Here is a 21,039-nt window from a genome sequence, read left to right on the forward strand (position 1 = left end):
TCTTGTCCGTTCCTCTGTTCTTGCGCAGTATGCGGCAGTGGCATACCCCTGCTTCGGCCGGCATTAAGGGCTGAAGGCTTTAAGTCCTGACAGTCATGGCGTGAGCGGCATTGCCCCTGCGGGCATAGATGCGCCTGAGCGTCTTGCCGTAGTAGAGCATGCCTACGGCATCTGCCACTGCCCATCCTATAGGTATCGACCACCATATGCCGTCTACTCCTATGCCCGGAACGGCTGACAAGGCATAGGCGAGCGCCACGCGCAGACCAAGCGACAGCACCGTCAGCACCACAGACATGCCCGGCATCCTAATGGCGCGGTAGTAGCCGTAGAGCAGAAACAGCACGCCAATGCCTACATAAAAGGCTCCCTCTATGCGCAGATATCTCACGCCGATGGATATTATGTCATGCTGCGAACCGTCCACGAATATCATCATCAGTGGTTTGGCAAGCACAAAGACTGCCGCTGACACCACCAGCGAGAATACTGTCGTCATCAGCAGAGCCTGCTTCACTCCGCGGCGTATGCGTCCCCGTTTGGATGCGCCGAAGTTCTGCGCCACGAAGGTCGAGAAAGCGTTGCCCAGCTCCTGTACAGGCATATACGCAAACGAGTCTATCTTTACGGCAGCCGCAAATGCCGCCATCACAGCCATGCCGAAGCTGTTTACAAGGCCCTGCACCATAAGTATGCCGAAGTTCATCACCGACTGCTGTACGCAAGTCAGCGACGAGAATGTAGCTATCTCGCCGAGCGTTGCCCGGCTTACAGCCATGTCCTTGCGGCGCGGAATCAGTTCTGGGCGCGTCTTCAGTATATATGCCGTTATGCCTATTGCTGCCGCAGCCTGAGATATGAGCGTTGCCCACGCAGCGCCCTCAATGCCGAGCCCGAAAAGGAGCACGAGAACGAGGTCGAGCACAACGTTGAGCACAACCGACGCAGCCAGCACCCACAGCGGAGTGCGGCTGTTGCCCACAGAACGCAGCAGCGACGCGCAGAAGTTGTAGACGAACGACAGCGCTATGCCGGCGTATATTATCATAAGGTAGCTGCGCATCAGCGGATAAACATCAGCCGGAACGCTCAGCAGGCGCAGCGTGCCGTCAATCCAGATATATGCCGCGGCATTCAGCACAACGGTTATTCCGCCCGTAAGCAGCAGGCTTGCCGCCACGCTCTGCCTCAGACCTGCCATGTTGCCCTCGCCGAACTTTAGCGAGAACACCGTGCCGCTGCCCATCGACAGGCCGAGCATCACGGACGTGATAAACACCATAAGCGTGTAGGCCGAGCCGACGGCCGCCAGCGCCTCAGCACCGATGAAGCGCCCCACAATGAGCGTATCGGCAATGTTGTAGCACTGCTGCATCATCGCCCCTGCCATCATCGGCAGTGTGAAGCGCAGCAGAGTAGGTGTTATTTTGCCCCGTGTAAGGTCTTCGCCGTTGTTCATTTTTAGCTGTTGATTTAAAACATTCATACAAAGGTAATCAATAAAATTTAAAGTATGACATGATTGGATAAAAGAATAAATGGCATTTTCATGGCATTTAAAGACATGGTAAAATATCAGGACAAAAGTTTTTTCTGAAATAGAAAACCGATGTGCAAAGGATGTTAATTTGCGCCGCTTAAAACTGTTACTTTATTAACTTTCATTTACGTTTAGTCCTCTTTTTGGTCCTAAAAAGCATGGTTTTGCCTTTAAAGTTGAGGCTTTTTGCATTACAAATAGCCCACTTTTGCATCGTAAATGCACCACTTTTGACCGGTAAACGGCCGAGTAATGTTTTTTAACTTTTGACTTTTTGTTGAGAGAACCCCATAAATGCCTATCATTCAATGATTTAACTAAAATACCTGAAAATGCGCAATTTTTCGGTCTGAAGACCAATCCTTGTCCGGCACCGCTGTTCTGAGAGCGTTAAGTGAACGGAATTAATCCGTTTTATTTACAAAATCCAGCTGCGTATGCAGTCTTGTCGGCAGATTAGATTATGGTTACTTCATGTCTTTTATGTGTCATAAAAGTGGAAGAAGGGTAGATATGGCATTTTTGAAAATGCACTAAACACCCTAAAATGTTAAATACTGATAAAAAGACATGCATACTATACCCATTTCGGTGCTTGGGTTGTATTAGAAGTAAAGACAAAGAATTATGGCTATTTATAAAACTATTGTAAACATAAGACTCCCGTTGCTGCTGTGCCTCATGGCTTTTTGCTTAAACATAAGCTATGCCGGAGAAAATAACAAGAGGCTTATTACGCTGAAGTTTGCCGACGAACCACTGCCGTCAGCATTAAAGCGGCTCGAGAAAGCAGGCCGAAAGAGCATTCTGTTTACATATAAGGAGACGGAGCGTTTCAGAGTTACGGCCACGGTGGTAAACAAGACACAAGCGGAGGCCCTGTGCATCCTGCTCAGCGGCAAGCCCTTTGCGTTTGTTGAGCGCAATGCTTACTTCGTTGTGCAGTACAGCGAGTCGCGCCAGCGCAGCGTCAGTGTGCGCGGCCGTGTGACCGACCAAAATGGTAAGCCCATGGCTTATGCCAATGTTGTCATGCTGGCTTCCGGCGATAAGTCGTATATCTCTGGATGTGTTACGGAAGCCGACGGCACTTTTGCCATGCCTTCAATGCCGCAGAAAGACTGTCTGCTCCGCGTGTCTTTTGTAGGTTACACCACTGTCATCGTGCCATGCCGTCAGGAAAACAGCATAACCCTTAAGGAAGACGCCATGATGCTTAAAGGTGTAGAAGTAAAGGCGTCACGCCCGATGGTGGAGCGCAGGGGCAGCACCATTGTGGCCAACGTTGCGGGCACGCCGCTTTCCATGATGGGTTCGGCAGCCGACATGATTGGCTGTCTGCCTTTCGTTACAGGCGACGGCGACAATTTCAGCGTGATAGGCCGTGGCGGGGCAGAGATTTACATCAACGGGCGCAAGGTGCGCGACATGAACGAACTCGGACAGCTGCGCGCCACGGAGATTCAGCAGGCCGAAATAATAATGAATCCCGGTGCTCGCTATTCGTCGGATGTAGGGGCGGTGATACGGTTAAAGACAATACGCCTGCGCGGACAGGGACTTAGCGGACTGGCTTATGCCGAATGGTCGCAGGGACATGAAGGTGAAGGGCGCGAAGGTCTTTCGCTAAACTACCGCACCGGCGGGCTTGACGTCTTTGTGAAGGGAAACTTTAAGGAAAACAGTTTTTATATAAAGAAACAGACTCTAAGCCTGATGAACACGTCGTCAGTATGGACGATGATGTCTGACAATATTGAGACCGGCAACGATTCTAACTTTAATGGTGAGGTGGGCTTCAACTATGAACCCGACAGCCGCCAGTCGTTCGGCGTGCGTTATGTGGCTGACAAATCTCTTGCCAACAGCAGCTCACATATAACGGGCAACACCATATTGTTGCGAGACGGAGACGAGTATGACAATATTGAGACAGAGTCGGAGACGGCTGAGAACAACGGCTGGAATCATTCGGTCAACGGATACTATACGGGCACGTTCGGCAAGTGGAGCATAGACTTCAACGCCGACTATCTGGGCGGATGCTCGCGCAGCTGGCAGGTGGCTGCCAACAACGACGAAGTGGACGCTACCTCATATAATAACGTGCGTAATTCTCTCTATGCCGCTAAGCTGGTGGTAACAGCCCCGTTGCTTGGCGGAGAGGTGGCGTTTGGCACGGAAGATACATTCACCGACCGCAAGGACAGCTTTACTCAGAGCGGCTTCTCGGCAGATGCCGACGACCATCTGCAACAGCAGTTTTATTCGGCATTTGTCGACTATACTCTCGGTCTGGGGCGTTTTACGGCACGTGCCGGATTGCGCTACGAGCATCAGCGGACCAAGTATTATGAAGCAGGCGTGCTGAAGGCAGAGCAAAGCCCTACGTACAACGACCTGATTCCGTCGGCATCGGTCGACTACAGCCATGGCGACTGGAATTTTTCGCTGGCTTACCGTCTGTTTAAACTTAGTCCTCTTTACCGCATGCTCTCGAGCGCGACAAGCTATGTCAGCAAATATATGTACCGTAACGGCGATCCGCTCCTCGTGCCACAGAAACATAACTACTTTACAATCGACGGCGGATGGAGATGGATTAATTTCTCGATATGGTACGACTATGCACTCAATATGTATACTTCGTTCTTCAAGCCATATGATGAAGACGGCCATCCGGGCGTAATGCTGCAGACAATGGCAAGCATACCTTATACTAATATGTACGGAATGTCTGTTGAACTGACACCGAAAATCGGAATATGGCAGCCCCGCCTGTCGGCTTCGATAGACTGGTATGACTCTGACGCGCGCTCTCTTGGCATACCTTACTTGTGGAACCGTCCCGTCTTTGACTTCGTTTTCTACAACAGTCTGACCTTTAGCCACGGCTGGCTTCTGAATCTGAAAGCACGCCTGGGCCTGAGGGGCAAACAGAGCTACACCATAAAACAGCAGTATGGAACGGTGAGTCTGCGTGTGGTAAAGACATTTTTCAAGGACAAATCGCTGCGCGTGGCCCTTTCTGCCGACGACATATTCAATACGGGGCGCGGCCGTTTCACCGGTTATGGTGACCGTACATACTACGACAGCCGTACATGGTCAGACACGCAGCGCATAGGCATAAGCGTAAATTATACGTTCAACGCCACCAAGACAAAATATAAAGGCAAGGGAGCCGGCGAGAGCGAGAAACAGCGACTGTAGCGGCTGTCTGTTGAAAATAATGCTTACCTTTGCGGCCGTTAAATGTCTCCGTGCTTCCTGGCACAATGGTGCAAGGCGATGAACGGCGGTCAACTGATTTTTAAAATGTTGTTGAAAGATAAGAAGAAAGACGACTTCAGACGTATGTTCTGCGAATATTATCCTAAGCTGGTCAGGTTTGCCGTCCAGCTTACGGGCGATGCCGACGAGGGGCGCGATGTGGTGGCCGATGTCATGGAGAAGGCTTGGGAGCGCTTCGACTTGCTGCGTCCTGCTGACCGCGGCTCATGGCTCTATATGTGTGTGCGCAACGCCTGTATTAACAGACTGAAGCACATAAAGACCGAGAATTGTGCGGCGGCAGAGCTGGCTGAGGCAACAAAGGCAGATGCCGAAAGCGAATATCGCGACCACGAGCGGCTGCTTTTGCGTGTTGAGGCTGTGGCTGAAGGGTTAGGCGAGCCAGCACGCTCAATAGTGCGCCTATGTTATTATGAGCATCTTACACGCCGTCAGGCTGCCGAACGTCTTGGAATAAGTTATGATACCATGAAAAAACATATTGCAAAGGCCTTGAAACTTTTGCGTGAGGCTGTAGGGAAAGGAGATGGATTATGAAAGAGAATGATGTCAGAAACATGGATTTGACAAGCCGCAAGGCAGGCGAGGGCAGCGGTGAAGACGAACGTTTGCTGATGATGCTCGGCGAGGCTTTGGGAGATATGCCCGGCGATGAGGAGACGCAGAAGGCATGGCGGCAGTTTGAAGCGCGTCATGGCGATGCTGGCGGCTCACGTTTGAGGCTGCGTCGCATATTCATTTCAGCAGCGGCAGCTGCTGCCGTAGTGGCTTTGGTCGTGGCGTTTGCGTGGAATGATATTGGTGGCTCAGCCGGAGTGATTGAGACATTTGCCATGGCCGAACTGCCGTCGCATACATCGCGTGTGGCTGACGGAGACAATGTTGTTGTGCAGACGCCGTCGGCCACTACGTCTGATGTCCTTCTGCCTGACGGTTCCCGCGTAATGCTTGGTTCAGGCTCTCGTCTTGAATATCCGTCAGATTTTGGACAGAATGGCGTCAGGGAGGTTGAACTTACAGGACAGGCACGCTTCAGCGTCAGGCATGATGCCGGCAGACCGTTTGTCGTGAAGAGCGGAAATATGAGTACGAAGGTGCTCGGTACGGTGTTCTATGTCCGTTCTTATCATGGCAGTGCAAGTTCGGTGGTGTTGCTTAAAGGCTGTGTCAGTGTAAGTAGTGAAGACGGCGGCAAGGGCAGGATGCTTAGTCCCGGACATCAGGCCGTTGTCGACGATAAGGGTGACATTAAGGTGGAAAAGGCTGACATTGCAGCTGCCGGAGGATGGACTCACGGTGAGTTCTGTTTCGACGATTCGCGGCTCGAGGATGTTATGAACGACATAGGATCATGGTATAACGTAGGCATTGCGTTCCATTCGCGCAGTCTGCTTTCTGTCCGAATTCACTTCAACTTCCCCCGGTCGGTTTCTTTGGCAGACGTCCTTCAGGCGCTTAACGACCTTGGCGTGGCACAGTTCAGATACGCCGACGGCCGCGTAAGCATAGAGCAGAAATAGCATTATGCCCGGTTCGTTGCGCATTAATGTTTTTTTGAGTAACTTTGCAGCCCGAAAGCTGTAAATATCAATATAAAACATTATTCTCCGGCACATACGGCAGCATTGGCTGTATTGTGCGTGAAGCAGAAAACAGACAACGATGGATAACAGAAACAGACAGATACTCAACATAGCCCTGCCGGCAATAGTGAGCAACATCACCGTGCCGCTGCTGGGACTGGTTGACGTGGCCATAGTGGGGCACCTCGGTGCAGCATCGTATATAGGTGCAATAGCCGTGGGCGGCATGACGTTCAACGTGATTTACTGGATATTCGGATTCCTGCGCATGGGTACTAGCGGACTGACTGGGCAGGCTCTCGGCAGGCGCGACCTTACCGAAACGGTGCGTATGCTCTGCCGTTCTTTGGGTATAGCCATGGCGGTTGCCTTGGCGCTCATCGTGCTGCAGGTGCCGCTGCGCGAGGCATCAATGCTCGTGATGCAGCCGCCTGCCGAGGTAAGAAGGCTTGCTTCGATATATTTCAACATACTTATATGGGGCGCTCCTGCCATGCTCGGCCTGTTCAGTCTGTCGGGATGGTACATAGGCATGCAGAATTCGCGCGTGCCAATGTTTATAGCCATAACGCAGAATATAATAAACATAGGGGCGAGCACGCTGCTTGTGTTCGGCCTCGGACTTAAGGTTGAAGGCGTTGCCCTGGGCACGCTCATTGCCCAATGGGGCGGTTTCATGATGGCACTGCTGCTCTGCTTCGTAAATTATCGCCGTCTGAGGCGTTATTTCTCATGGCAAGGCGTATGGCGGCGCGACGCAATGGCGCATTTCTTCAAGGTAAACCGCGACATCTTTTTGCGCACGCTGTGCATGGTTGCCGTAATGCTGTTTTTCACTTCCGCCGGTTCGTGGCAGGGTGAGGTAGTGTTGGCGGTTAACACTCTGCTCATGCAGTTCTATATGCTGTTCTCTTACGTTATGGACGGCTTTGCCTATGCAGGCGAGGCTTTGAGCGGCAAGTTTTACGGAGCGCGCAATCAGGAGGCTCTTGGCTCTACGGTGCGCCGCCTGTTCTGGTGGGGTGCCGGTATGGCAGTAGGCTTCACCTTTGTTTATGGCATAGGCGGCGACGCCTTTCTCTCGTTACTTACAGATGAGCCTTCTGTGGTGACGGCCTCGCATGAGTATTATTATTGGGCGTTGGCAATACCTGTTGCCGGCATGGCGGCGTTTGTATGGGACGGTGTGTTCATAGGCTGCACCATGACGCGTGGCATGCTTCAGTCTATGTTTCTTGCAGCCGTAACGTTTTTTGCCCTTTATTATTCTCTTCGCTTCACGATGGCCAACCATGGCCTGTGGCTTGCGTTCATAGCGTTTGTGGCTGTAAGAGGACTGGCGCAGACCGTGATATGGCGCAGGCGGCGCACGGGATGCACAACCTGACCGGGAAGCGCGCTGTCGACTTTGCTAATGATATGATGTATAGCCGCAAATCATAACGCGGTTTGGAATAAAAACAAAGAATGCAGACAGAAGACACACTGAATGTGCGACCTGTCTGCATTCTTTGTATTTGTATGAACCCTTTGCCGCGGGGGAGCTAATTGTAGAGAAAATAATTATCCCCAGTTTATCTTGTCGCCTTCTTCCCTCACTATCCTGCAAAGCTCCTGTTCGTTGTCAATCAGCGAGGTCAGCATGTCGGCAAGTCGCTTGGCCTTGTCGCGGTTGGCGTCGCTCTCCTTGAAGTATGCATCATAGAGGCCTGCCTCAGGATCGGTGTCCATTGCCTCGAGTATGTCGGGTGCGTTGTTCTTGAGATAATGCCTTATCAGGGCGTCCCAGTTATATCCGTTCATGTAGGCTGCTTCATTTATTTCGCCCAATCTATCGCCAAGCTCAAGCACCTTGTCGTGTTCCACTTCGAGCAGCACGTTTATCACACCGTCGCCATCATCGATTATTCTTACATAGTTGCCGTCGCCGCTGTTGCTCATTGCATTGTGGCTGTCTGTATGGCCGCTTTCCTCCTGTTGCGGCCTTTCTTCCGTCTTGCCTTTAAAGGCGTGAAGAATTTTGCTGAAGAAATTTTTACCTGATACCATTATCGTTGTCTGAATTATTGAGTTTCTTACGTTCTGTCTGATATTTGCGTCCGTGGCTGAAGTTGTACGACAGCGTTAAGTAAATCATGTTACCGTTGTCCTTGATATATGTATGCGTAGTGCTCTGCAGATACTTGCTGTCTGTCTTGCCCACATAGTCGAAACCTTGTGCATAGCCGAGCAACAAAACTCCAAGTCCCACTTTGAGGTCTTTATATTTATAGCTGACGCTGAAGTTCGACTGGTTTTCGCCCGTGCTCATAGATTCGGCAAAATAGCTTTTCGGTGCGGTGTAGAAACTTGCAGAAACGTTCCATCTGCCCAGCATAAGGTTGGCATATCCACCCCAGCGCCATGAGCGGTAATTGTGAGAGTAGTCAAGTCCGCGGCTGTTGTAGTTGGAATAGTCGCCATAGAGTGAAATGTTGAGAATGTCCTTAATGGCGTGCAGAGTGAAGTAGGCAGTGAGAGACTTCTGACTGAAGCTCTTCTGGTTTTCCGGCTTGCTGATGAGCAGATATGTGCCGTCGTCCTGCAGCTCAGGAATATAAGATGTCATGATGATGTCGGGCGCATAATACCAGCTTCCGTACAACTGGAAGTTAAAAAGCGGACGGTTCCAGCTTAGCATAAGACTGTTGCTGTATCCAGTGTAAGGCTTCAGTCCTGTGTTTCCGTCGCTTGCGTTAAGTTCGTCGCTCTGGTTTCTTACGTCGCTCAGTTGCGAGAGCGAAGGCGAACGCTGGCTTATTCGTCCTGAGTATCTTACAAACAGATTATCGGTTATTTTGGTCGAAAGACTTAACTGCGGGCGCAGTGTCCACTTGTTGAATCCTATGTCGCCCTGATGAATGGCAAGATAGTTTGCACCGAGGCCCACCTGATAGTTGAATATGCCGAGTTTTCCCTGTAGCTGTGCAAAGAGATAAAGATTGTCTGAGTTGAGTATGGCGTCCGTGTTCACCGTTCCTGTATAGTCGTTGTCAGTGTGGCTTACGGTGTATTCGCCTCCGGCCGAGAACACTTTGTTCTTGAATTCCTTCGTATATATAGCCTCGCTGATAAGCGAATATTTGCGGCCCGTGGTAGAATAGCTGTAGTCATTCACCGGGTCAGCCTGCATCGACTGCTCTGGCGACTGGTTGAAGAGATAGTTGCGCGACATATATTTGTAGTCGGTGCCGATGTAAGTTCCTACTACATTGGCCGTTATGTTCTGTTTTTTAGGCAGGTTCAGCGACCAGTAGATGTCGAGCGACGGGGTGTACATTTTGTTCTTACTCTTGTTATACAGATACAAGTCTGGCATTGATGTCTCTTTTGCCAGCTGATTTGAGCCTGAGTTCGGGTTGTTGTATTGATTATAGTTGAGGCTGATGTTCAGGGTATATTTGTCAGGTTCGGCAAGGTTGTAGCCCAGCTGGACCGTATTAAAGGTGTACATGAAGTTGGTGTTGTAGCCTAAATATTGGCGTTGGCGCTGCGTTCCGTCAGGAAAGAAATATGTGTTTTCGCTGTCCACCTTGCGCTCGTCGTAGCCGCGGTAGCTGAAGTTGTAGTATATGCTGAACTCCGATTTCTTGTAGTTATACTTAAAGTAAGCATTACTGTTGTTGAAGCCGGTAGTGAAGGCCTGCATCGTTCCTAACCCGCCGACATATCCCGCATATCTTCTCTTTACGACAAAGTTAATTACAGCGTCCATGCTGCCGTCTGAATATCTCACTCCGGGATTGTCGATATATTCAACCCTTACAACCTCGTCAGGTCTCAGTGCTGTTATGTCCTGTTGATTGGCTTTAACGTCATTTATGCGTACCTGCACGCTTCCGCCTTTCAGTGATTTAATTTCCTGCTTAATCGGGTCGGTCATTATACCGTTGAGCGTCATCTTGCTCAGCAGATCGTATCCGTTCGATGAGTGCTTCTTCATTGTTGATGTCGGCAGAAGTATTTGGCGGTCTACCTTGCTTATCACTCGCATACCATTAACCGTAACTTCGCCAAGGTTGTATGTGGTGTCAACTTTCAGCGTGTCGGTCTGAGCATGCGCTGCGGCAACTGTCATGGCTGCCGCAAGCGCAGTCGTTATTATTTTGTGTCTTTTCATACGCAATGCTGTTTTGTGTCTTATTCTGATTTTAGTACGCAATCGCATTGCTGATGTGACATGATTTAACTTATTTTAAATAACAGAGGCATATCAGCCGGGATAATTCATGTTTTCGTCTTTGATTACCTCAAGCACTTCTGTCAGGAACTTGCGTGCCTCCCATCGTGCCATGGGCAGGTCGTGCAGCAGCCAGTTGCCGCAGTCCTTCGGAGCAGCTCCCGGTATTTCGCCTTCAAAGTCAGCAACAAATTTGAATGTCTTTTTCATCAGCTCCACGATGTCCTTCGGTTCAAGGTCGCCGCGCATGAGCAGATAGTTGCCTGTGAGACATCCCATCGGGCCCCAGTAAATTATGCGGTCTTTCCATTCCGGGTCGTTGCGCAGATAGGTTGCAGCCAGATGTTCAATGGTGTGGAGTGCGCCGGCGTGAACAACAGGTTCGCGGTTAGGCTCCTTCATGCGTATGTCAAATGTGGTGACGGTCTCTCCGCCTACGCTGTCCTTACGTGATACGTATATTCCGCGCAGCAGGCGGTTGTGGTCGATTGTAAAACTTGGAATCTTTTTCATCTTTTTAGAAGTTAGGGAGTTAGGGTGTTAAGGAGTTAATACAAATGTTTTGTTGTATTTCTTTGTTGTCCGACTTTTGAGGATATTCTGACAAATGCGTCGCCCCTTGACATCTCAGTAACTCATTGCTTATATTACTTTAAGAAATTCTTTGGTAACGTTGAACGACTTTTCGGCAAGTCTTGCCCAGAAGTCGAAGTATTGCGACGCCTTGTTGTCCTTAAGCGGTATGTCGCTGATTATGCGGAAACTTACGAACGGCACTCCGTATATGTGGCAGGTCTGCGCTATAGAGCAGCTCTCCATGTCGACGGCCTTGGCCTTGGGAAAGTTGTCGAGTATGCCCTGCATCTTCTCTCGTGAGTCGACAAACCATTCTCCGCTGACAATCAGACCGGCATGAATCTTTGTCTCGCCGCTCAGGGATACAGCTTTTTCTACGAGGTCTTTTGGTGCCGTAAATGCAGGCGGCATGCCGATGATTTGCCCGAAGCTGCACTCGCTGCCGCAGTAGGCGTCGTGATAGCAATATGACGTGCCCACGATGACGTCCGTTACGTTCATCTCTACGTCGGCTCCGCCAGCCACGCCGGTAGATATCACCAGGTCGGGGGCATAGTTGTTTATCATTTCCACGGCACCTATGGCAGAGTTTACCTTGCCTATGCCGCATTTCTGTATAACGATGTCCTTGTCGCCGATGTTACCCACGGCGAAGTCTTTCTTGTGGTGTTGCTCCATTGTGGCGTTCTCGAGCAGTGCCTTAAGCTGCACAAACTCCTTGTCCATTGCCACTATTATTCCTATTTTCATCTTTATGCTGTTGTTTTATGTGGCAAAGATATAAAGAATTTGCGACATATCAGCGTGCCGCCGGCTTATAGGAGGCAAAAAATCTCTTAGAATGTGTGGCTGGCAGGCGCATCATGGATAGGTGTAGTTGAAGTAGGTCCATTGGCTACTGCCTATGCTGCGGTTGTTGTTGTCGAATATTTCAACCTTAGCCTTCAGGTGCGACTTGCCGCTTCCGAGATGAAGTTCGCTGTAGGGTATGAAAATCTTTAGGTCGGTGTATGTCGTGTTGTCCCACCCCGGCGTATATTTTGTTGAAGACGACACCTTGCCGTCGGTAGTGTAATAATGTTTGTTGTAGTCGTTCAGAGCCGTTCCGTTTTCGAAGTAGAAGTAGGCTACGCAGATGCCCGTCTTGCCCTTCATGCCGCTTACGTCGAAGCTCACTTTGACATTCATTCCTTTCTGCCCGTTCTGGTAGAGGTTATGCTCTGTGGTGATAGACTTCACCGTTGCGCTCACATTGGTGTAGGTGTTGTACGACGGTGCTTTAAGGTAGTTGAGGCCGAATCTTTTGTCGAGTGCCTTGAACATTGCCAGATATGTAGGGGCTGATTTTGTCGACACGTCGAGTGTTATGCCGGATATTACGATTTTTTTTATGTTGAAGGTCGTAAGCTGCTGTATCACGTGGCTTATACGGTTGCTTGATGACATGGAGGAAAAGTCGCTGCGGCTGCTCGAAAGATCAGATACCGACGCTTGTATTCCTAGATTAGCCATCTCTGCGTCTTCAAATTCTTTTTTCAGGACATCAGACACTCCTGCCTCGTATGTACTTATCACTTCGCCGTTTGTAAGCGTTAGCGTCAGTGTTTGGTTTATCATAGCCTTGTCTTCGTATCTGCGTGTTTTTTTTCCAAGGTCTATCAGACTCTGTTCAAAGCCTGCAATCCTTATTGAGATTACCGGATATATTCCTTTCTTATACAGAAGCTGAAGACCTCCAAGTACAATTTCTTCAGTGTTGGATGCCTTAAACTCAAGATCTTTTGTCCTGTAATAATAAGTACCTCCATCACTAAGGCCCTCTTCAAACTCATACGGCTCGTCTCCTGAATTAATTCCGGCATAAACATTTAATGCGGCAAATGCGAATATCAATGCCATTGATATCCTGTGTAATAATGACGTTCTCATAAATATTAGTTTTAAAATAATGTAACCTATAATAACGCGTTACTGTATGCCAGAACAACGCTCTTGGCAAAGATAATACTTATATAGGAAAAAACAGCCTGACGGGGTCCGAATATGTGCAAAATATATGAATTTTGTTTCTTTCAGAGTGCCGGTAAGGCCGGACTGCGCTAAAAAGTTATTAAGAATGATGTGGAGTAGTTGAAAAAATATTACTTTTGCGTACTTGAAAACAAATCATATTTTACATCCTCTTATGGTTAAAGTCTATAAATTATTGATAATAGCGCTGTCGCTATTGCCGTTGTTTGTTTTTGCCGATATTACCGTGGCACCGGTATTTACTGATAATATGGTGATACAGCAGGAAAAGCCAGTATATGTATGGGGAAAGGCTCCTGCCGGCGAGAATATAAAAATAAGTTTTATGTCTCAGAGATCCTGTACGGTAGCCGATGCCAACGGTGAATGGATTGCCGTGCTTAAAGCAGTGAGTGCTACTAAGAAACCGCAAAAACTTGTGGTAAGTTCAAAGTCAGGAAAAATTGTGCTAAGCAATATTCTTGTTGGCGAAGTGTGGCTCGCCTCGGGACAGTCGAACATGGAATATTCCATGAACAACCACCCGCACCATGCCCGCCCAAAGAAAGGCGACCCGGAGGTGCTGTATAAGGAATTTAAGGCGGCAGACAGTCCGATAATACGCACAATGTATGTAGAGTGTTCAAATAATGGCGAGATACTGCCTACTGCCGGATGGAAGATGTTGTCTGAAGAAAGTCTTGCCCCTGTTTCTGCCGCAGGATATTTCTTTGCAAAGAATCTGTCTGACAGTCTTGACGTACCAGTCGGACTGATATCCTCGTCGTGGGGAGGATCGATGATTGAGTCGTGGATGCCAGAAGAGGCGTTCAAGGGCTCGTCGCAGTTGAATGATGGATACGCCAACGGCAGCTATTATGGTCTGCCTGTGGCCGATCATTACCGCACGATGATAGCTCCGCTGGCTCCATTCTCTATGCGCGGATTTCTGTGGTATCAGGGCGAGGCAAATGTTCTGGACCAAAGAGGCGTAGGGTATGATGTCAAGCAGCGTGCGCTGATTGACGGCTGGCGAAAGGCTTGGCATGATGACGCCATGCCGTTTTATTTCGTCCAGCTGGCACCTTATCTCTATTCAGACCGCAAGGGCGATGAGAACGGATTGCCGTGGGATGCCCTTCCTAAATTTTGGGAGGAGCAGGCGTCTTGTCTTGATGTTCCTCATACGGGTATGATTGTTATTAATGACCTGGTGGATAATCTTAAAGATATACATCCGCCATATAAATGGATTGTCGGAAAGCGCCTGGCCCTGCTTGCCTTAAATAAGACCTATGGGCGAGATGTCGTAAGTTCGGGACCTACATTTAAAAGCATGGAAGTTGAAGGCGATAAGGTCATATTGACATTTGAAAACGCTGACGGTCTGAAGACACGTGACGGAAAGATGCCCGACAACTTTAAACTGAAAAACACAAAGAACCGCTACAACACGGCCAAAGCCCAGATTGTAGACAACAAGGTTGTGCTAAGTTCAAAAACGGATATGGCAAGACCTGTGACGGTGCGTTATTGCTGGAGCGACAGCTCTCAGCCTAATCTGTGCAATGGTTCAGGTTTGCCTGCCGCGCCGTTTAGGGCGACGGAAAAAATAAAGTGACATTAATGCTGATGCGGCGCCATGCCGGCAGCAAGCAACGAATACATCTTAATTTTACGCAAAGAGTTGACTGATGTCATGAATTTTGTGTATTTTTGCACTCAGATTTAATTTAAAAACGTAAGTATCAATGAAAACATGGAAACAATACCTGCCCGACGTGCTGGTCATATTGCTGTTCGCGGCTATTTCTTTCGCATACTTCTTTCCTGCCGATATTGAAGGAAAGATTCTTTTCCGCCACGACTCGGCTGCAAGCAAGGGCCTCGGGCGAGAACTGTCAGAACACAGGGAGAAAACCGGAGAGCAGACTCGCTGGATGAACTCCGTGTTCAGCGGCATGCCGACATATCAGACGGCGCCTTCGTACAGCAGCACCGACGGACTGGGCCAGGTCGTAAAGGCTTATCATCTTTTCCTTCCTGAGAACGTGTGGTATGTCTTTGCTTATCTGCTGGGATTCTATATCCTTCTTCGTGCGTTCGATTTCCGCCAGTCGCTGGCGGCTTTGGGCTCCATAATATGGGCTTTCTCGAGCTATTTCTTCATAATCATAGCCGCAGGACATATCTGGAAGGTTATGGCTCTGGCATATCTCCCGCCTATGATAGCCGGAGTGGTGCTTGCCTACAGGGGCAAATACCTGTGGGGACTCATTGTCACGGCGCTGTTTACGGCCTTTGAGGTCAACGCCAACCACGTGCAGATGACGTATTATTTCCTGTTTGTCATCCTGTTTATGGTCATTGCCTATCTCGTTGATGCCATCCGTAACCACAAACTGGCTCATTTCGGCAAGGCCACGGCTGTGTGTGCTGCCGGTGCCATAATAGGTATATGCATCAACCTGAGCAACCTTTATCACACATGGGAGTACAGCCAGGAATCGATGCGCGGCAAGAGCGAACTGGTCAAAAAGAACACGGCAAACCAGACAAGCAGCGGACTCGACCGCGACTATATAACGCAGTGGAGCTACGGCATAGGCGAGACATGGACTCTGCTCGTGCCCAACACCAAGGGCGGCGCATCAATGCCTTTGGCACAGAACAAGACTGCCATGGAACATGCCGACAACAACTTTATAGATATATATCAGCAGCTCGGACAGTACTGGGGTGAACAGCCCGGAACTAGCGGCCCCGTTTACGTCGGGGCATTCGTGCTCATGCTGTTCGTCTTAGGCCTGTTTATCGTTAAGGGACCTATGAAGTGGGCCCTGCTTGCCGCAACGGTGCTTTCTATACTGCTGTCATGGGGTAAGAACTTCATGCCGTTCACCGACTTCTTTATCGACTATATCCCGATGTACTCAAAGTTCCGCACGGTGGCGTCGATACTTGTCATTGCCGAGTTTACTATACCTCTGTTGGCAATGCTTGCATTGAAGAAGATTGTCGACGAGCCTGAAATCCTTACTCAAAAGATAAAATACGTTTATGCAAGCTTTGCCCTCACCGGCGGCATTGCCCTGTTGTTTGCCGTTATGCCTACAATGTTCTTCTCAGACTTCATTTCGTCTGAAGAGATGAGGGCATTGCAGCAGATACCGGCCGACTATCTTAACCCGCTGCTCGCCAATCTGCGCGAGATGCGTATCGCCATGTTCACTGCCGACTGCTGGCGCTCGTTCTTCATCATCGTCATCGGCACTCTCTGCCTGCTGCTCTATAAGGCAAAGAAACTGAAGACAGAATACATGGTGGGAGCGCTGATAGTTCTCTGTCTTGTTGACATGTGGCAGGTCAACAAGCGCTACCTCAACAACGACATGTTTGTCAACAAGAGTGAGCGCGAGGCACCGATAGAGATGACCGAGACCGACAAGATTATCCTTCAGGACAAGACCGACTTCGGCAGTTACCGTGTGCTCAACCTTGCCTCTAACACGTTCAACGAGAACGAAACTTCTTACTATCACAACAGCATAGGCGGATACCACGCCGCCAAGTTACGCCGTTATCAGGACATGATAGACGCCTACATAGCTCCTGAGATGCAGAAGCTTGTGCCCGCAGTGGCTGAGGCCGGCGGCGACATGACCAAGATCAACGGCGACAGCATCTATCCGGTGCTCAACATGCTCAACGCAAGATATTTCATATTCCCGCTTCAGAGCGGACAGACCGTGCCTTTGAAGAATCCGTATGCTTACGGCAATGCATGGTTTGTAGACCGTATAACCTATGTAAACAGCGCCAACGACGAAATAGACAGAGTTGGAAAGATTGACCTTCGCCATGAGGCAGTGGCCGACGCCAAGTTTAAGAGTCAGCTGAAGGACGCCAAGAAGCAGGGTGGTGTGTCGGTTGTCAAGCTCACATCATATTCTTCTAACCACCTGAAGTATAGCGTAAGCTCTGATGCCGGCGGTGTGATAGTGTTCTCCGAGGTGTATTATCCCGGCTGGACAGCCACAGTCGACGGCAACCCCGTTGAGCTCGGACGTGTCAACTATCTGTTGCGTGCCATCAATGTCGCACCGGGCAAGCACAACGTAGAACTGATGTTCTATCCTAAGTCTGTCAGCACAACCGAGACCATAGCATATATAGCTTATGCCGTACTTATTCTGGCGCTTCTGTTTGTTGTATATATTGAAATGAAAAAGAAAGGGAAGGTTAAATGAAAAAGCTTTTGTCATTGCCGCCAAATCTGGTAAACTGTTTTCATGATGTTACCGGACACGACCGCAGCGAATGGTTCTGCACCAACGACCCCATAGGGCATAAGCTCGGTTCGGGCGGCGGTTCAACATGGCTGCTGGAGGCCTGTTATGCCGAAAGTTCAGACGGCAAGAGCTTCGACGAGTGGCTTGCCTCAGACAGACGCCTGCTGCTGCATGCCGGCGGACAGAGCCGCCGGTTGCCGGCCTACGCCCCGTCGGGCAAGGTGCTGACGCCCGTGCCGGTGTTCCGCTGGGAGCGCGGACAGAGGCTCTCGCAGAATCTTCTGTCGCTGCAGATACCCCTTTACGACAAGATAATGAGCTGCGCGCCCGACAACATGCACACCATGATTGTCAGTGGCGATGTGTATATACGTGCCACTCAGCCGCTTCAGCCTATACCAGAGGCCGACGTGGTGTGCTACGGCCTGTGGCTCGGCCCTGAGATAGCCAAAGACCACGGTGTGTTTGTGTCAAGACGCGAAACCCCGTCGGTGCTTGAGTGCATGATGCAGAAGCCTTCGGTGAAGACTCTCGGCGAACTGCTAAAGGATCATTTCTATCTTACTGACATAGGCGTGTGGCTGTTGAGCGACCGCGCCGTCAAGCTGCTCATGCAGCGCTCAAAGCGCAACGGCGAGCGCATCAACTACGACCTCTATTCTGAGTTCGGCTGCTCGCTCGGCACAGATCCTTCGGTTAAGGACGACGAGCTCAACAGTCTGAGCGTGGCAGTGTTGCCTTTGCCTGGCGGCGAGTTTTATCATTTCGGCACAAGTCATGAGATTCTGTCGTCGACACTTGCTATACAGAATCTTGTCAACGACCAGCGCGAGATAATGCATCACTCGCTGAAGCCTCACCCCGCCATGTTCGTTCAGAATGCATGCGTGGGTACGGCTATCACTGAGCGCAACCAGAATCTTTGGATAGAAAACAGCTATGTGCCTTCGTCGTGGACGCTGGCGCATGAGAACATCATAACGGGCGTGCCCGAAAACAACTGGACAATAAGTCTTCAGCCGGGACAGTGTGTTGACATTGTGCCTGCCGGCGAAGACGAATATGTAGTAAGGCCTTACGGATACGACGATAAGTTCCGCGGCGACCTTCATGACCTCAGCGTTACGTTCCTCGGACGTCCGTTTGCCGAATGGGCTGCCGAGCGCAACATCGACATTGACACGATAGACGGAAATGCCGACCTGCAGTCGGCACGCATATTCCCGGCATGTGCTGACGTGAATGATGCCGGACTCGTATTACGCTGGATGCTCTCTGAACCGGAACTCAAAGAGGGTGCCGGGATATGGAGCGGAAGCCGCAGGCTCAGCGCCGACGACATCTCGGCTGAGGCAGACCTGATGAGGCTTCAGCAGCAGCGCGACCTGCTGCGTGCTGCCAACTGGCAGGCTCTGGCACGCAACTATGAGCATAGCGTGTTCTATCAGGTCGACCTTGACGATGCCGCACGCGACTTTGCCAAGTTCAACATTTCCCAGCCGGATGCGATAAGCGACAATGCGCCGCTGCTGACACGCATACACGACTCAATGTTCCGCTCTGAGCTGGCACGAATCAGTGGCAACGAATATCAGAAGAATGAAGACAAGGCATTTGCCCTGTTGCGCGACGGACTGACACAGCAGGTGCTCACCGAGAAACAGAGTCCGCGCATGTCGGTATACGGCGACCAGATAGTGTGGGGCCGCAGTCCCGTGCGCATAGACATAGCCGGAGGATGGACCGACACGCCGCCTTACTGCCTCATGGAGGGCGGCAGCGTTGTCAACCTTGCCATCGAGCTTAACGGTCAGCCGCCGCTGCAGACGTATGTCCGTCCGTGTAAGGAGCCGCACATCGTGCTGCGCAGCATCGACCTCGGAGCCATTGAGGAGGTTACCACATACGAGCAGCTTGCCGACTATCATCATGTAGGCAGCCCGTTCTCTATACCCAAGGCCGCGCTGGCCCTTGCAGGCTTTGTGCCCGCCTACTGTGCCGAGAAGTTCGGCTCGCTCGAAAGTCAGCTGAAGGCTTTCGGCTGCGGCATAGAGCTGACACTGCTCTCTGCCATTCCAGCAGGCAGCGGACTGGGCACGAGCAGCATGCTTGCGTCTACCGTTCTCGGTGCGCTCAACGACTTCTGCGGCCTTGCATGGGACAAGAACGAGATTGGCCACCGCACGCTTGTGCTTGAGCAGCTGCTCACAACCGGAGGCGGATGGCAAGACCAGTTTGGCGGAATACTGCAGGGCGTAAAGCTGTTGCAGACAGGCCGCGGCTTCGACCAGTGTCCTACGGTGCGCTGGCTTCCGTCCGACTTGTTCACACAGCCTGAGTACACGCCTTGCCACCTGCTCTATTATACGGGCATAACACGCACGGCAAAGAACATCCTGGCAGAGATAGTGCGCCGCATGTTCCTCAATCAGAGCGACGAGCTGACACGTCTGCGCGAGATGAAGCAGCACTCGCTCGACATGTATGAGACCATACAGCGTGCCGACTTCAATAAGATGGGTATGCTTGTGCGCAAGACATGGCTTCAGAATCAGGCCATCGACAGCGGCACCAATCCCGAAAGCGTTCGCCGCATAACAGAACTTATAGACGACCTGTGTCTTGGCTATAAGCTTGCAGGTGCAGGCGGAGGCGGCTATCTGTATATGGTGGCCAAGGATCCTGACGCGGCAGCCCGTATCAAACAGATACTCAACAGCAACAGGCCAAATGCCAATGCACGCTTTGTCGACATGTCGCTCAGCACCAAGGGCTTGCAGGTGAGCCGAAGCTAAGAATTGAGAATTGACAATTGAGAGTTGAAAATTATGATTTGCTTTGCCTGATTATGCGGTCATGGCATTTGTAGTTTTTGTTCTTGGTTTTCATTTATAATTATCCGTATTAACAAATTTGCGGATATAAACCGAAAAAGTTTTTTATAAAAACTCGTCACTCGTCACATTACAGCATAATATCCTGATTGTCAGGATGTTGTAGTGTGACGAGTTGCTTGTTCAACTCATCACACAAGGATATTTGGGGGCGTTGATAGTGCTTTCCCGATATTGGTTGACTTTAAGCGTGATGAGTTGGAAATACAACTCATCACACAATAACGCGCTGTATTTCAGGGCGTTATGTGCCGTTGTGATGAGTGACGAGTTTTTGTGAAACACTTTTTTCGTTTCTTTTCCTTTATCAGACCTTTTTCTAAAAGCATATCTATTACGTTGCAAAAGGTCGTGTTTCATCATGCAAAAGCATACCTTTTGCAGGCTAATTTGCCGTGTTTTGCTTAATGTCTGTTTGTTGTACCTGTATATTTCCAAGCGTTTCAGCTTCACCTCGGCCATAAAAACAAATGCGATTTGTTTTGTATTGCTCTCGGTTTGCATTAACTTTGAATAAGTTAAGCTTCACTTCGGCCATAAAAACAAATGTGATTTGTTTTGTATTGCTCTCGGTTTGCATTAACTTTGAATAAGTTAAGCTTCACCTCGGCCATAAAAACAAATGCGATTT

General features: G+C 50.0%; 14 protein-coding genes. 7 read left to right on the top strand and 7 right to left on the bottom strand.

Translation table 11 applies throughout. The annotated features are described in order from the left end of the window. Positions 1-79: 79 nt before the first annotated feature. Positions 80-1,459 (bottom strand): MATE family efflux transporter, encoded by a 1,380-nt coding sequence (locus ACZMIG_RS01315; RefSeq protein ID WP_482682444.1) that lies wholly within the window; start codon positions 1,457-1,459, stop codon positions 80-82. 708 nt (positions 1,460-2,167) lie between these two features. On the opposite strand from ACZMIG_RS01315, the gene ACZMIG_RS01320 reads away from it, so the two are divergent. From ACZMIG_RS01320 to ACZMIG_RS01335, 4 genes are all read left to right on the top strand, one after another. Next, positions 2,168-4,753 (top strand): outer membrane beta-barrel family protein, encoded by a 2,586-nt coding sequence (locus tag ACZMIG_RS01320; RefSeq protein ID WP_487888884.1) that lies wholly within the window; start codon positions 2,168-2,170, stop codon positions 4,751-4,753. Between the two features lie 105 nt (positions 4,754-4,858). Next, the gene (locus ACZMIG_RS01325; RefSeq protein WP_487888885.1) at positions 4,859-5,371 is read left to right on the top strand and encodes a sigma-70 family RNA polymerase sigma factor; all 513 of its coding nucleotides are present in this window, start codon (positions 4,859-4,861) and stop codon (positions 5,369-5,371) included. Next, entirely contained in the window at positions 5,368-6,354 is a 987-nt protein-coding gene (locus ACZMIG_RS01330; RefSeq protein ID WP_482682450.1) for a FecR family protein, read from the top strand. The genes ACZMIG_RS01325 and ACZMIG_RS01330 overlap by 4 nt, the downstream gene beginning before the upstream one ends. A 142-nt stretch (positions 6,355-6,496) precedes the next feature. Then, entirely contained in the window at positions 6,497-7,804 is a 1,308-nt protein-coding gene (locus ACZMIG_RS01335) for an MATE family efflux transporter (protein ID WP_487888886.1), read from the top strand. A 176-nt stretch (positions 7,805-7,980) separates the two neighbouring features. Here the strand turns inward: ACZMIG_RS01335 and ACZMIG_RS01340 are convergent, their stop codons facing one another. The 5 genes from ACZMIG_RS01340 to ACZMIG_RS01360 all read right to left on the bottom strand — a co-directional run bounded on the left by ACZMIG_RS01340 (position 7,981) and on the right by ACZMIG_RS01360 (position 13,141). Then, positions 7,981-8,466 carry an immunity 51 family protein gene (locus ACZMIG_RS01340; protein WP_487888887.1) on the bottom strand — a complete coding sequence of 162 codons (486 nt, stop codon included), beginning with the start codon at positions 8,464-8,466 and terminating at the stop codon, positions 7,981-7,983. Further along, complete coding sequence (locus tag ACZMIG_RS01345; RefSeq protein ID WP_487888888.1) at positions 8,453-10,576, bottom strand: TonB-dependent receptor; 2,124 nt, start codon at positions 10,574-10,576, stop codon at positions 8,453-8,455. Before ACZMIG_RS01345 ends, ACZMIG_RS01340 begins: the two co-directional genes overlap by 14 nt. A 93-nt stretch (positions 10,577-10,669) precedes the next feature. Then, positions 10,670-11,149 carry an S-ribosylhomocysteine lyase gene (locus tag ACZMIG_RS01350; protein WP_287603024.1) on the bottom strand — a complete coding sequence of 160 codons (480 nt, stop codon included), beginning with the start codon at positions 11,147-11,149 and terminating at the stop codon, positions 10,670-10,672. Positions 11,150-11,278: 129 nt separating this feature from the next. Continuing rightward, positions 11,279-11,962 (bottom strand): 5'-methylthioadenosine/adenosylhomocysteine nucleosidase, encoded by a 684-nt coding sequence (locus ACZMIG_RS01355; protein ID WP_021855071.1) that lies wholly within the window; start codon positions 11,960-11,962, stop codon positions 11,279-11,281. A 111-nt stretch (positions 11,963-12,073) separates the two neighbouring features. Next, positions 12,074-13,141 carry a hypothetical protein gene (locus tag ACZMIG_RS01360; protein WP_443983458.1) on the bottom strand — a complete coding sequence of 356 codons (1,068 nt, stop codon included), beginning with the start codon at positions 13,139-13,141 and terminating at the stop codon, positions 12,074-12,076. Between the two features lie 256 nt (positions 13,142-13,397). Between ACZMIG_RS01360 and ACZMIG_RS01365 the strand changes: the two genes are divergently transcribed. The 3 genes from ACZMIG_RS01365 (at position 13,398) to ACZMIG_RS01375 (ending at position 20,309) form a co-directional block, all read left to right on the top strand. After that, positions 13,398-14,843 carry a sialate O-acetylesterase gene (locus ACZMIG_RS01365; protein WP_487888889.1) on the top strand — a complete coding sequence of 482 codons (1,446 nt, stop codon included), beginning with the start codon at positions 13,398-13,400 and terminating at the stop codon, positions 14,841-14,843. Between the two features lie 130 nt (positions 14,844-14,973). Continuing rightward, positions 14,974-17,472: a YfhO family protein gene (locus ACZMIG_RS01370; protein ID WP_287603032.1), complete on the top strand. Its 2,499-nt coding sequence runs from the start codon at positions 14,974-14,976 to the stop codon at positions 17,470-17,472. Continuing rightward, positions 17,469-20,309 (top strand): bifunctional fucokinase/fucose-1-phosphate guanylyltransferase, encoded by a 2,841-nt coding sequence (locus ACZMIG_RS01375; RefSeq protein WP_487888890.1) that lies wholly within the window; start codon positions 17,469-17,471, stop codon positions 20,307-20,309. The genes ACZMIG_RS01370 and ACZMIG_RS01375 overlap by 4 nt, the downstream gene beginning before the upstream one ends. A gap of 222 nt (positions 20,310-20,531) precedes the next feature. Here the strand turns inward: ACZMIG_RS01375 and ACZMIG_RS01380 are convergent, their stop codons facing one another. Then, a complete protein-coding gene (locus ACZMIG_RS01380) occupies positions 20,532-20,870 on the bottom strand; it encodes a hypothetical protein (protein WP_487888891.1) in 339 nt (112 codons plus the stop codon). Positions 20,871-21,039: the final 169 nt, after the last annotated feature.

Source organism: Xylanibacter sp., from assembly GCF_057607445.1.